Origin of the sequence: Polaribacter sp. IC066 (assembly GCF_007997085.1) — a bacterium.
GTDB lineage: Bacteria > Bacteroidota > Bacteroidia > Flavobacteriales > Flavobacteriaceae > Polaribacter.
In genome coordinates, this window is sequence record NZ_VORR01000074.1 from 1 (window position 1) to 13,525 (window position 13,525).

The 13,525-nt window shown below is 32.3% G+C and carries 10 protein-coding genes; 8 read left to right on the forward strand and 2 right to left on the reverse strand.

The window, feature by feature from the left end; all coding sequences use genetic code 11:
* Nucleotides 1-355 precede the first annotated feature (355 nt).
* Nucleotides 356-2,326 carry a heavy metal translocating P-type ATPase gene (locus ES044_RS17000; protein ID WP_147119157.1) on the reverse strand — a complete coding sequence of 657 codons (1,971 nt, stop codon included), beginning with the start codon at nucleotides 2,324-2,326 and terminating at the stop codon, nucleotides 356-358.
* Between the two features lie 1,410 nt (nucleotides 2,327-3,736).
* Between ES044_RS17000 and ES044_RS17005 the strand changes: the two genes are divergently transcribed.
* From ES044_RS17005 to ES044_RS17040, 8 genes are all read left to right on the forward strand, one after another.
* The gene (locus tag ES044_RS17005; protein WP_147187432.1) at nucleotides 3,737-5,041 is read left to right on the forward strand and encodes an ice-binding family protein; all 1,305 of its coding nucleotides are present in this window, start codon (nucleotides 3,737-3,739) and stop codon (nucleotides 5,039-5,041) included.
* A gap of 232 nt (nucleotides 5,042-5,273) precedes the next feature.
* On the forward strand, nucleotides 5,274-5,780 hold the full coding sequence (locus ES044_RS17010) for a DUF4402 domain-containing protein (protein WP_223813569.1): 507 nt from the start codon (nucleotides 5,274-5,276) through the stop codon (nucleotides 5,778-5,780).
* 83 nt (nucleotides 5,781-5,863) lie between these two features.
* On the forward strand, nucleotides 5,864-6,715 hold the full coding sequence (locus tag ES044_RS17015; RefSeq protein WP_223813570.1) for a molecular chaperone: 852 nt from the start codon (nucleotides 5,864-5,866) through the stop codon (nucleotides 6,713-6,715).
* A 47-nt stretch (nucleotides 6,716-6,762) separates the two neighbouring features.
* Nucleotides 6,763-7,275: a DUF4402 domain-containing protein gene (locus ES044_RS17020; protein ID WP_147187433.1), complete on the forward strand. Its 513-nt coding sequence runs from the start codon at nucleotides 6,763-6,765 to the stop codon at nucleotides 7,273-7,275.
* Between the two features lie 4 nt (nucleotides 7,276-7,279).
* A complete protein-coding gene (locus ES044_RS17025; protein WP_147187434.1) occupies nucleotides 7,280-9,928 on the forward strand; it encodes a hypothetical protein in 2,649 nt (882 codons plus the stop codon).
* A 69-nt stretch (nucleotides 9,929-9,997) separates the two neighbouring features.
* Entirely contained in the window at nucleotides 9,998-11,827 is a 1,830-nt protein-coding gene (locus tag ES044_RS17030) for a hypothetical protein (protein ID WP_147187435.1), read from the forward strand.
* 245 nt (nucleotides 11,828-12,072) lie between these two features.
* Nucleotides 12,073-12,270, forward strand: coding sequence for a hypothetical protein (locus ES044_RS17035; protein WP_147119151.1), 198 nt, complete (start codon nucleotides 12,073-12,075; stop codon nucleotides 12,268-12,270).
* Between the two features lie 33 nt (nucleotides 12,271-12,303).
* The gene (locus ES044_RS17040) at nucleotides 12,304-12,669 is read left to right on the forward strand and encodes an arsenate reductase family protein (RefSeq protein ID WP_147119150.1); all 366 of its coding nucleotides are present in this window, start codon (nucleotides 12,304-12,306) and stop codon (nucleotides 12,667-12,669) included.
* Nucleotides 12,670-13,100: 431 nt separating this feature from the next.
* Here ES044_RS17040 and ES044_RS17045 read toward each other — a convergent pair whose 3' ends face one another.
* Entirely contained in the window at nucleotides 13,101-13,331 is a 231-nt protein-coding gene (locus tag ES044_RS17045; RefSeq protein ID WP_147187436.1) for a hypothetical protein, read from the reverse strand.
* Between the last annotated feature and the right edge of the window lie 194 nt (nucleotides 13,332-13,525).

A 13,525-nucleotide genomic window follows, 5' to 3' on the forward strand; every position in this document is an offset into this window, starting at 1 on the left:
TTAGAGAAAAGGTAATCGAATTCTTAGAAAGTCACTCTTGGAAAAATGAGGAATTCAAAAATATCCTAACAGATAATTTTCAAATTATTAAACCTAATTTTTCGGGATCCTATTTGTAATGAGTATATAGTGATTATAATGCAATATTTGAGCTGTTTTTTGCCGAAAGGAAAGGCACTTTATCTGAAAAAGTGATCTATCACACCTGAATACAACAACATTTTTTAGATATATCACAATTTTTTAAATTCGGTTGTAAAAGTACTAAAGATTTCGTGTATTCTTAAAAAGCTACTATAGTCTGTTCATAGATAAATAGCATCTTTCTAAAAAGGGCCTATTTTTTTAAAAACTACTATTTTATATTAAAACGAAGCAATCTTAAAGCATTTAAAACGACAACTATCGTAGACCCTTCATGAAAAAAGACAGCTAAACCAATATTGGTTAATCCTAAAATAGTTGCTGGCACGAGTAAAACAACAACACTCAAACTTATCCAAATATTTTGTTTTATAATCCGTTTAGATGCTCTGCTTAATCCTATTACAAAAGGTAAGTTTTCAATTTTATCAGACATTAATGCAACATCTGCAGTTTCTAAAGCAACATCGCTACCCGCTGCGCCCATGGCAATACTTACGGTGCTTAAAGCCATAGCTGGTGCATCATTTACACCGTCGCCAACCATGGCTATTTTACCATCTCGTTGCAGTAGCGTCTTAATCGCGTCTACTTTATCTTCGGGTAATAAATTTCCTTTTGCCTCTGTAAGGCCAATTTGTTTTGCAATAGCATCACCAACATTTTGATGATCACCTGTAAGCATTATCATGTACTTTATGCCGATTTCTTTTAAAGTTTTAAGAGTGCTAGCCGCAGTTTCTCTGGGTACATCCATAACACTTATTAAACCAATAATTTTATTTTTAAAAGCGATAAGCATTGCAGTATGGCCATTTTTTAAAAGTTCATCCATTTTATAAATTACAACTTTATCGACCGCAATAGTGGCACTTTCCATCAATTTTATATTTCCAATAAAAATTTTTTCGCCTTGGTAATTGGCAGTAATTCCTTTTCCTTGAATAGCGCTTACCTGTGTAGCTTTATTTGCAATATCAATTGTATACGTACTTTTAATGTCTTTAACAATGGCTTTTGCTAGCGGATGATTGCTTAAACTTTCTACTTCAATGATAAGCTGTACCAGTTCTTTTTCATCAAAATTATCAAAAGGAATTACATGGGTAAGTTTTGGTTTTCCTTCTGTGAGTGTTCCTGTTTTATCGAAAGCGATGGTGGTAATTTCACCTAAACTTTCTAAAGCTTTTCCGCCTTTTATAAGCACGCCTTTTTGAGCAGCTCTGGCAATTCCGCTTAAAACGGCACTTGGTGTAGAAATTGCCAATGCACACGGACTTGCTGCGACCAAAACGATAATAGCTCTGTACAAACTGTCTTTAAAACTCTCCTCAATTATTAAATAGGCAAAACATAATAAAATGACACTTATAATAACGATGGGTACATACCACTTTTCGAATTTTTTAGTAAGTCTTTGTGTGGGCGATTTTTGAGTTTCAATTTCACTCACCATTTTAATCAGTCTAGAAACGGTAGAGTCTTTACTCAATTTAAGAACTAAAACGTCAAGACTACCATCGCCATTAATAGTTCCTGTAAAAACGATGTGTTTTTTATCGATGTCGTTAAAGGGCGGTATTTTCGTTTTATCTTCAATAAATGTTTTATCAACGGGCATGCTTTCTCCGGTTATCGGAGCCTGATTTAAGCTACTGCTTCCGGTAATAATAACGCCGTCGGCCGCAATTTTTGTATTGGGTTTTACTACAATAATATCATTAATTTTTAAATTTTTTATAGCAACTTCTTTAAGTTGACCATCTTTTTTTAAGAGTGCTGTTTTGGGAGATAATTGGCCTAAAGCTTCAATAGATTTTTTAGCCCTATTCATAGCATAATGTTCTAGTGCATGCCCTAAACTAAAAAGGAATAAAAGTAAAGCTCCTTCTGCCCAACTGCCAATATATGCGGCTCCTGCGGCTGCGGCAATCATTAAAAAATCGATATCAAAACCACCTTTAATAATTTTTTTAGAAGCTTCTACGGTGATAAAATAGCCTCCGAATAAATAAGAGATGAGGTAGCTTGATAAAGAAACCCAGGCGGGTAAAGAAGTAAGTTTTTCAATTAAAAAGCCTAGGAATAGAAAGATTCCGCATAGTATTGCAAAGTAGAGTTCTGTTCTTTTTCCGAAAATTTCACTTTCTGACTGGTTATGGACTTCTTCTTTATTATTCATCAGTCAAATTTAGAATATATTATTATATTTAGTACGGAATATGCGTTAAACTTAAGGTGAACGTATGGCAAAAAAATAAAGAAAGAATGTACCAAATTATAAATAGTATGAACTAGTCTTTTTTAGAACGTTTAAGTACAGTTGGGTAATTAGCACTTTTAAAACCAATTTTACACAAATTTTATAAAGGATAAGTGAATTTTGCCTGCTTAAAAAGCAGAAATTAGTGCTTAAATTGCGCACTTTTACGGGTAGGATTACTTTTAGTCGAAGTTGTTTTAAGAGGTGTTTTATTTTAAAAAAGAATGTTCTTCCCTGTAATAAATAAAAAAGTTGGGACTAAAAAGATGCAATCCTTTTTTAGCCGCTCACTAAAAAAAACCACTTACTAAAACGTTCTTATATCGATGCACTTGTTTTATAAAAAGTGTAAATACAGCCCTAATTCTAATTATTACCTAAAATAAGTTCTTATAAGATAAAAGAGAACATATTTATTCGTTTAGAGAACATTTTTGTGTGTACTAGATTTTTTTTTGGTACTCAACTTTTATAAATTTGCAACTTATTGATAACCTTTGTAAAAAAATAAATTTTTAAGTAGAAAATACAAACATAAAAAAAATAGTGTTAAGTGTTGCAATAAGTTTTGCAAAATTTACTCAAGAATGAATTAAATTTTTTTGATGCATCTGCAGAGAGTTTATTGATTTGTTTTACAGACCCCGACTCAATTTTTTTTAATGGGCTTAAACTTATAGGTTTTATAGAAAGTATAGGTTTAAGTGAACCTGCATATGCAAGTAATACAGTTTAGTAGAATAGGTGCTAATGAAGATAGAAAATTAGTGTTCACTTACTATAGTTTGTTAAATAATTTAGAATTATTTACAAGCAAAAATAGATGCTTTTTACGAAGTGCTTTGTTTTTAAATACCATTTTATGAATAGTTGGCGGCTTTTTAATTATAGGCAGCTATATAAGTAGTAATATTAACCTTTAGTTAAAAGAAAAGCATTAAAGCTAACCTAGGTCAGTTTGTACTTTAAAGTGAAAGTGTACATTTGTTATTCAATAGCTAAAATCAGTAATCTAATTGAGAGAAAATAAGTTTTATTATAAACATAAATTATAGAGAATAATATCTTGTGATTTTTTTCTTAATTATATGGGATTTAGGTTTTTTTTTGATTTAAGAAAATCACCTTTTGAACGTTTCTGTAGTATCTAATATGTTTGTAATTCAGAATTTAGTGCGTGTTTAGGTCGTAAAGCTTATGAAGTATCATAAAGTAAACGAAAGCCACTTTATATATTATTGATTTTTAATTCCCCAAAAATTATAAGATTCCTTGCTTCAAAACAAGTAGTAAACACAATACATTGTAACTGTATTGATATCTAAATTTATGAGAATTATTTTAAAATGCATTTTAGTGCAACTTATTTTATTGATTTCAAGCAGCGCTTCAGCGCAACTAGGAATAGGAACTACAACGCCCGATGCATCCTCAATTTTAGATGCTTCTTCTAATAGCAAAGGTCTTTTAATGCCCAGATTAACCACAACACAAAGAGATTTAATTGAATCTCCGGCAGCTGGTTTAATGATTTATAATACTACCTTAAATGATGGTCAATTAAACACAGGAACACCTGCAAATCCTGTTTGGACAGGTATAAAAGGTCCAGAGACCTCTATGATTTATTCTGTTAGTGAAGGCGGTGAGGTTAGTACTACCTCTACCGATTATTCGTTAGTTACGGGGATGTCGATATCGCCTACTCCAGGAACGTATGTTGCTTTATTTAATGCGCAAATGTCTGGTACTTTTACAACGACCATCACTCAAACATTTGGTTCAGATCAAGCCGTTATTGATATGGCCGCTATATATCAATCTTTAAGTGATATGCCAAATGGGGTACCTCATGATCTTGTTTTTGGTAATGGAGAAACACTACTATCAGGCGTCTATGACGTATCTGGTGCAACGTCGATTTCAGGAGCACTTACATTAGATGGTGAAGGTGATTCAAATTCTGTGTTTATTATAAGAGGTACAGGGGCATTTTCTACGGCAGCTGGGGCTAGCGTAAATTTAATTAATGGAGCCAGTTCTAATAATATAATCTGGGTATGTGAAACAACTTTTTCTACAGGAGCTAACACAACAATTAAAGGAACTTTGATTTCTGCTTCTGGCGCTATCGCTTTGGGGGTAAATACAGATCTAGCAGGAGGTATATTTACAAAGTCAGGTGCACTTTCTATGGGCACGGGCTGTAATATTAAGGCACCGTTTGGCCTCGCTCCTATCGATTTCGGAATTCTCTCTAAATTTGCGATGTTTAGTTCTACTGGTGCCGTTTCAGATGCCGCAAATTGTACAATCACGGGAGACATTGCCACAGCAAGCGGAGCTATAACAATTGTAGGCACGCACAATGGAACAAAATATCCAGCTGGTACAGCTGCAGAAGATATTTTTACCAATACAACGAATGCGACTACTTACAGTATTTTTTTGAATGGTGTGGAGGTGGAATTTTCGAGGAGAACAATTAAATTATTAAGTTCAATAGTTTCGCTACAGGCAAAAGTAATTGTAGTTGCAGATAGTAATCCTGTTGAAATACGATGGAAAGTTGGTGCCGGTGAATCAAAGCTTAATAATAGAGTATTATCGTTAATTCGTTCTGAATATGAATAGTAAAAAAAAATAACGTATAACTTAAGATTAGTCTTAACCATAAAAAACACACACTAAAATAAATCATATTAAACAAACACAGCATACTATTAAATAAATTGTTTAACTAAAAACTCAATAAAAACGAAACAGACAAGACCTTTAAAGTGTAACACAACACAAAAACTTAATTTTAATTTTTTAACATAATAATATGAACATTTTACAACAAACCTATTTTAATATTAAACGTATGAAAAAAACAATAATTAGCTTATTTACTATCGTTATGCTAGTAGGGCTTTCGAACAATTTAAATGCACAAAATACAGCCACAGATGCAGCAGACGCAAATGCTACAATTATTTCACCTATAACCATTGAAGCAGTTTCCCCTTTGAGTTTTGGAGATATAATTGCTGGAGCAGGGACTGTGACAATAGCTACTGATGGGACTAGAACAACCGATTATCAGGCTTTTTCAGGAGATCAAACGGGAACCGTAGCCGCTGCTTCATTTAATATTACTGGTCAAGGAGCATACACCTATGCTATTACGCTACCCACTTCAGATGTTACTTTAAATGATGGGGGTTCAGGAGAGATGGTAGTGAACAATTTTGTGAGTAACCCTGCTGGTACAGGCGCTTTAGTCAATGGTGCTAGTACGGTTTCTGTAGGCGCTACTTTAAATGTAACTGCTGGTCAAACTACTGGCGTTTATGTAGGAAGTTTTGATGTAACGGTTGCTTACAATTAGTCATAAATAAATGATTTAAACCTAAATATCTCGAAAAATAAGATATTTAGGTTTTTTATTGTGACATAATAAATTATCATATGATGAATGGAAGTAGAAAATATTCTTTACGCTTTGTGCACGTGTTTAAGTACTTGTTGTTTTTTGGTTTTATATCAATAACTATAAGTCCTATTATAGCGCAAGGAAATTTATTAATTTACCCTAAACGTTTAGTTTTTGAAGGAAGAAATAATATCGAAAAATTGTTGCTCTCTAATACAGGAAAAGATACAGCTGTGTATAATATTTCTTTTCTAGAATATAAAATGACTAAAAAAGGAGATTTGAAAATTATTTCTAAAGCTGAAGCCGGTATAAAGTCCGTTTCTTCTCACGTTCGTTTTTTTCCTCGTAAAGTTATTTTAGGACCTTATGAATCTCAAAAAGTAAAAGTACAAGTTAGAAACACGCAAGGGCTTAAAGACGGGGAATATCGTTCTCATTTATATTTTAGATCTGAAGAAAATGAAGGTGCATTAGGACAAAAAAGTAGGGCTAAAGATGCTACAGTGTCGGTAGAATTAAAGGCTGTTTTTGGAGTGTCTATTCCTTGTATTTATAGAAAAGGCATCAATACAACGACAGTTAGTCTGTCAGATTTAGAGTTAATTCAAGAACCTAATCAAGAATATGTTTTGCAACTTAAGTTAAATCGTACTGGTAATATGTCTGCCTACGGCGATTTTACCATTAACTATACAGCGCCAAATAACAAGGTATACGAAGTAGCTAAAATGCAAGGTGTTGGCGTTTATACATCTGGTAATTTTAGAACACTAAAAATTAAACTACAGAAACCAAATAAATTAAATTTTAGTGAAGGTACTTTTAAGGTCGTTTTTACTGAAAACGAAAGTAAAAAGGTATTAACTGAAGCTAAATTATTGTTATAAGTTTTACGATAACAAACTTAAAGAATAACTAGTAGGTCTCATTGCTCATGAAAATCATATTAAATACTACTAGACATTTATTAAAATTACTGCCATTTGCAATATTTTTTCTTTTCTCAACTTTTTTACAGGCGCAACCTGGTTTACCAGAGCGTGGTATTACGGTACTGCCAACTCAAGCAATCAATTTTGGTGTTTTTTGCGTAGGTGGTCCTGGAACTATTGAGGTAGATTATCAAGGAAATGTAAATGTTACGGGTGGTGTAGTTTCTATAAATACAATTACGGTAACACCTGCTATTTTTGAAATAAAACTATGCCAAGGAAGAACAATTACATTAGATTATGATTATTCTGTGTTTTTAGACGGAAGCAATGGCGGGCAACTAGAACTCATCATTGGTGCAACAGAACGAGGTATTTCTGGAGATGTATTTCCATCAGAAAATAACTGTAATTTTATTACGCCATTGCGGGTTGGTGGCAAATTAGTAGTCCCTGCAAATGCAGTTCCTGGGGTATACACAGGTAGTTTCCCTATGTCTTTTACACAAGAATAAATGAATGAAAATAAATAAATTAGAACAGACCTTTCATTGGCTAAAACATTACGGAAAGTGGAAAGGTATCAGTTTGTTTTTTTTATTTTTAGTACTCAATTTTCAAACAGCGAATGCACTTGATGATGTAAACGAAATTATACTGAATCCAAATGGTAGTCTTGATCCTATTATTGGTTATGATGAAGTATCTATTGAAATAATTGTAGCAGGGTATTTTAGATTTGAAGCCGATGCGCTTATTACAAATAAACGTTTGGCATACATAAATGTAGAGGAGTTATTTAAAAAACTAGGAATTTATTGTCAGCCAGAAAGTAACGGAAATATTTTAAGAGGTTTTATTGAAAATGAACGTATTCCTTATAGCATTGATGCGAACTTAAAACAAATTATTATAGGCGATAAAACGATTACATCAGACAACGGAATTGTAAAAGAATTAGGCGCTACTTACATAGAAATAGGGGTGTTAAGTGAAGCTTTTAACATGCAAATGATCTTTAACTTTAGGTCTTTGTCGATAAAATTACAGGTTGGTTTTGAATTACCTCTTGTGAAACAAGCAAGGCTCGAAAAAATGCGCAAAAATGTAACTAAACTTCAATTAAATGAAGTGGAAACTTTTGATACAATTATTGGTAGAAATTACCATCTTTTTAAAGGGGGTGCATTAGATTGGGCAGTGAACTCATTTCAATCGGAAGATACAAAACCAAATAACAGGTATTATTTAGGCCTGGGAAGTGAATTATTTTATGGAGAATTTAGGGTATCGCTTAACTATTTAGAAAAAATGAAATTTGAAAGACGTCAATTTTACTATAATTGGCGTTTTATAGATAATGACAAGAAGTATGTGAAGCAAGTTCAGGTAGGTAAAATAGGTACGCAAGCCATTGCTTTTTTAGGCGCTCCTTTAGTGGGTGTTAGTTTTAATAATTCACCAAATACGGTTAGAAAAGCAAAAGGAACTTATATTATTAGCGATTATACAGAACCTAATTGGACCGTTGAATTATACATAAACGATGCGTTAGTAGATTATACATCATCTGATGCTTCTGGGTTTTATCTATTTAATGTGCCTATCGTATACGGGTATACCACACTAACCTTAAGGTTCTATGGCCCTTTAGGAGAAGAGCGTGTTGAGGAAAGAACACAAAACACGCCTTATACGTTTATGCCTAAAAAAGTATTAGAGTATAATGTGGCTGGAGGAATATTAGAAAATGACGACGGCAGTACCTTTGTAAGAAGTGAAGTAAATTATGGTGTAAGTAGGTTTCTTACCATTGGTGCAGGCGTAGAATATTTGTCTAGCATACCAGAGCAACCATTTATTCCATTTGCCAATGCAGCATTTCAACCATTTTCTGAAATGATTGTAAATTTTAAATATGCACATAATGTTAGTTTTAAGGGCTTATTAAATTATTATTTCGGTAAAAGCGCATTTTTAGAAGTGGAGTATAAAAATTTTGCAAAAGGACAGGAAGTCACACTTGATAATATGGATGAGGTAAAAAGAGTGCAAGTATCCCTACCTTTTAAGCTAAATAAATTTAGAGGTAACACAAAATTAAGTTTTAATCAATTTGTATATGATGCTTTTAATTTTTCCCAGGTAGATGTTTTAATTTCAACAAGTTATAAAAATAACTCCGCTAATTTGTCTTTCGCTTCTAACTGGATAAGTGAAGAAAGAGCTTTTATAACTTCTACGCTAGTGCTTTCTCGCAGATTTAAGAATGGTTTTATACTGAGACCTAGCATACAGTATAATCTTTCTGAAAACAATACGATGCGCTTACGTGCCGAAGTTGAAAAAAGAGCAGATAAAATATCTTTTTCTGCCGCCTACGAGAGAAATATACAATTTGGTACTAATAATATTTCATTTAGTATTCGATATGATTTGCCTTTTGCACGCGCTAGTCTTAATTCATTTTATAATAATAACCAACTCGGCGTTTCTCAAAATGCACAAGGTAGTTTGGCTTTCGGAGCAGGAAATGGAGCCGTAAATGTCGATTATAACTCGGCAATAGGAAAAGGCGGTATTTTATGTTATCCGTTTCTTGATTTAAATGAAAATAATACAAAAGATTCAAATGAACCGAGGGTATTTGTTAAAAACGCCAAAATAGTAGGAGGTAGAATTAATAGTATTAAAAATGATTCTATTCTTCGAATATCTGATTTAAATTCATTTGTAAAATATAAACTTACCTTCGATGATGGTGAATTAGATAATATTGGCTGGAAATTTAAGCATAATACCTATCAGGTTTTGGTAGACCCTAACCAGTACAAAAAAATTGAAATACCGATACTAGTATACGGCGAAGTAACCGGAATGGTGTACTTAAAAAAAGGAGAGAATACGATTGGACAAGGTCGTATTAGTATACAAATTTATGATACAGCGGGGCATAAAGTTGCAGAAACTCTCAGTGAATCTGACGGCTATTATAGTTACCTAGGTTTAAAACCAAAAGACTATATTTTAAGAATAGAAAAGGCTCAATTAAAAAAATTAGGGTATCGAGCAGCCCCAATTGAACAAAAAGTCACGATTAGACCATTAATAAAAGGCGATTTTGTAGAAAATTTAAATTTTGTGTTGCATTCAAACACCGAAATATAAAAAAGACATGATTCGACTAACAAGAAATAATCTCGCAGATTAAGAGACAGAAAACTAAAATTTAAATAAATGAAAGCTCATTATTTTGTTTTATGCTATATAAGTATTTTATTTTATGCACCTATGTATTCGCAAATAGTGAATGAGGGTGCGCTTAAAATTTCGTCATCTACCATTGTTTGTTTTCAATCAGAATACACAAACAAAGCAACTGGCACGCACACTAATAGTGGCGATTTATATGTAAAAAAAGATTTTACGAATAACGGCACTACCATATCAAGTTTCGGCACAACATTTTTTAATAATAAGAATTTAGAAAGCCAAAATATTTTAGGAACTGCCAGAGAAATAAACTTTTATAATCTTACGGTAGATAATACCTTTGGTGTTTTTCAAAATTTAGATGTGGTAGTTGATCATGATGTACTCATCAATTTAAGTAATTCATTAACAGTAGCTTCTTCAAAAAAATTAACAGTTATAGGAAGCATTTCTAATTTAGCAGGAAATGCAGGACTTGTGTTAAAGTCAGGTAGCAATGGCACAGCTTCGTTAGTTCATGATACAAATAATGTTGCAGCAACAGTAGAAAGATATATTACGGGTGTTTCTGAAGATTGGCATTTTTTATCTTCACCTGTATCAAATCAAACAATAGCTGGGTCAAGCTGGGTTCCTTCAGGAACTTACGGAAATGGAACTGGATATGATTTATATGTTTGGGATGAGCCAACACCATGTTGGGTGTATCAATTAAATAATTCTGCAATTCCGAATTGGCCAACAAGGCACCCAGAAACAAATTTTGTATCAGGCAGAGGTTATTTGTATGCTGTGCAAGCATTAAACCCAACACATGAATTTACTGGATCGTTACATAACGGGTTTATTAGTTACCCCTTAACAGCAAACAACACGGTAAATCTTTTATTAACTGGTTTTAACTTAATAGGCAATCCGTATGCTAGTGCTATCGATTGGAAGGCAGCTTCAGGTTGGTCGCGTTCTAATTTAATAGATTCCGGTGGTGGTTATGATATATGGATTTGGAACCCTACGGCGAATAATTACGGTGTTTTTAATTCGACAGGTACAATTGGTACAAATGGTGTAACACAATTTATTCCTTCAATGCAAGGGTTTTATGTAAGAGCAGAATCGAACGGAAATATAGAAATGAATAATGATATAAGATCGCATAATGGGGCAGATAATTGGATGAAAGCGAATCCTATAAAAAATAAAAAAAGTAGTATAATAGCGAAAATACAGTCTGATTCAGGCTTTGGTTTCGATGAAGTTCTATTTCAATTTGGTCATTCTAGTAACAATGCAGGAGCCGCTAAACTTTTTAGTGAAATAAAAACGGCTCCCTCTATCTATACTCCTTATCAAAATGAGAAATTATCAGTAAAATATGTAACGGACACGATTGCTAATCCTTTTGTTTTAATAAACTTTGTAGCTGGTTATGATGGTAATTATAATTTTACGCTAGATATCGAAGCAGGTAATTTTAAAAACTTAATTTTAGAAGATAAAAAAGAAAAGACTTTTCATAACTTACTAGACAAACCTATATACTCTTTTAACAGTTTTAAGAAAGACAATACAAATAGATTTGTTCTTCATTTTAAACCAAAGAAATCAATTTTAGAAAGTAATAATATCTCTATTCCTATTTATTATGATGGTGAATTCATAGTGGTTGATCTTCGTTTAATTTCTAACGCTACAGATGTTCAAATTTTCGATGTATTAGGTAGAAGAGTATTAAATAAAAGTTTGAAAGGCGAACGTTTGCATCGATTATCAATAAGTTCGAAAAATAAGATGTATGTCGTTATGGTAAAAAACTTACAGAAGGTTAAGCGTAAAAAGATTATTCTAAATTGAAGTTTCTGTTCCTAAAATAGGGGTACTACCTATTCAAATAACGATACTGCAAAGTAAATGATGGGTGATTAAATTATAAATGATGTAAGTTATTTTATATATACAACCGCACTTCACTATATTTGCTTTTAACAAAAAGCAAGATAGGGAAAACGATAAGCAATTGCAGAAGGTATAATGAATGGAAAAAGGCTGTTGCGTCATTTAAATAGCAACCCTACATCGTTTATTTAACACGGTATAGGATGGAAAAAGATTTACAGAGCATACGAATAGAAATAACAGAACTTACCACTACTATTGAAACTAATTACCCAGAGCTTTATAAAAATTTAGATGAAAACCCAATAACGCTGCCAGAAAGGAATCATGCAGATACGGACAAGCAGGTTTTACAAGACTATTTAGAAAGCTTAAAGCAATTGATAAAGCATCATATTTAAAAACATAAAATAAACGTATATTTAAAATAAATTATGGGAGAAATAGCCACTTCTAACAGGCAAATAACCTTGTTTTATAACTCTAAATCGGTAATAGCAAAACAAACTTTAGCCTATGCGCAGGCAGAAGGATTGCCTATTCAAGAAATAGATCTCTTAAGAGAAAAACTTACTGGTACGCAAATTGTAGAACTTGCAGATAGGTTAAAAATGAAAGTGGAAGATTTGATCAATCAAGAACATCCAGCATATACATCAAACTTTGAACAACATAGCTTTTCAACAGATGGTTGGATAAAAATGATTCGGAACAACCCAGAGATTATGAAGCAACCGATTGCTTTGCGAGGAGACAGGACCATTTTAGTTGAAACACCTACAGATATTATCAAAATTTAAAGTAATAGCCAAATAGTTATCATCCATTTAATTGGTTTTCTGTGCGATATTTTTAGTATTACAGAATCATTCTTGTCCGATAAACGAAACAAGAGCGCTTTGCTTTTATAGCCAAGACTAGGTTATAGCTTACATAAAATAAGATAAAAAATAAGGATAATTTTTTAATTTCAAAATTATTTTTAAAAACAAGTGTAATCCCTCTATTTTAAAGTACCCTTTTCAGGTATACTATTTTTAATAGGACGCTAATCTTACAGAATTATTTTTTCAAAATTAAAATATTTCTTTTTGCTATTTCCAGAAAAGTGATTAGTTTAGGATGATGAGTTAATCACTTTTTTCGAAACACTTTAAAATTGATTAGCATCTTTTTGGGTTCTTTAAGGCTATTAGGTGATTATAATTTGCGTGTTTTGTTTCGGCAGCGCTTATGAGTTCACGGCATATCTATTGAAAAAACTTACTTGTAATGCTTTTTTTGACTCTTTTAAAAGTAGTTCAACTTCTTGAATGGTATTGCTCATTATTTGTGCAATTTCTTTAAGTTCTAAATGTTGATTTGTATATAACTCAAAAACAGTACGCATGGCTAAAGGTAAAGAATGCAGCTCTATTGCGATGTGGCTTTTAACCTCTTCAGTATTTAAATTTTTGTTCACTTTTTCGATTAAAGCTTGCTCTTTATTTTCTAAAAATAAACGGTTTAAGGTATTTTCATCTTGATTGGTAACTATTCAGCGGATGTTTAGTGGTTGTTAACAATTTGATTTATTTTATCCACAATTTTTTATTTTTAGTCATTCTATTTCAAAAAAAGCAGTTGTTTATGCACATCGGTTGATAAGTGTGTGAT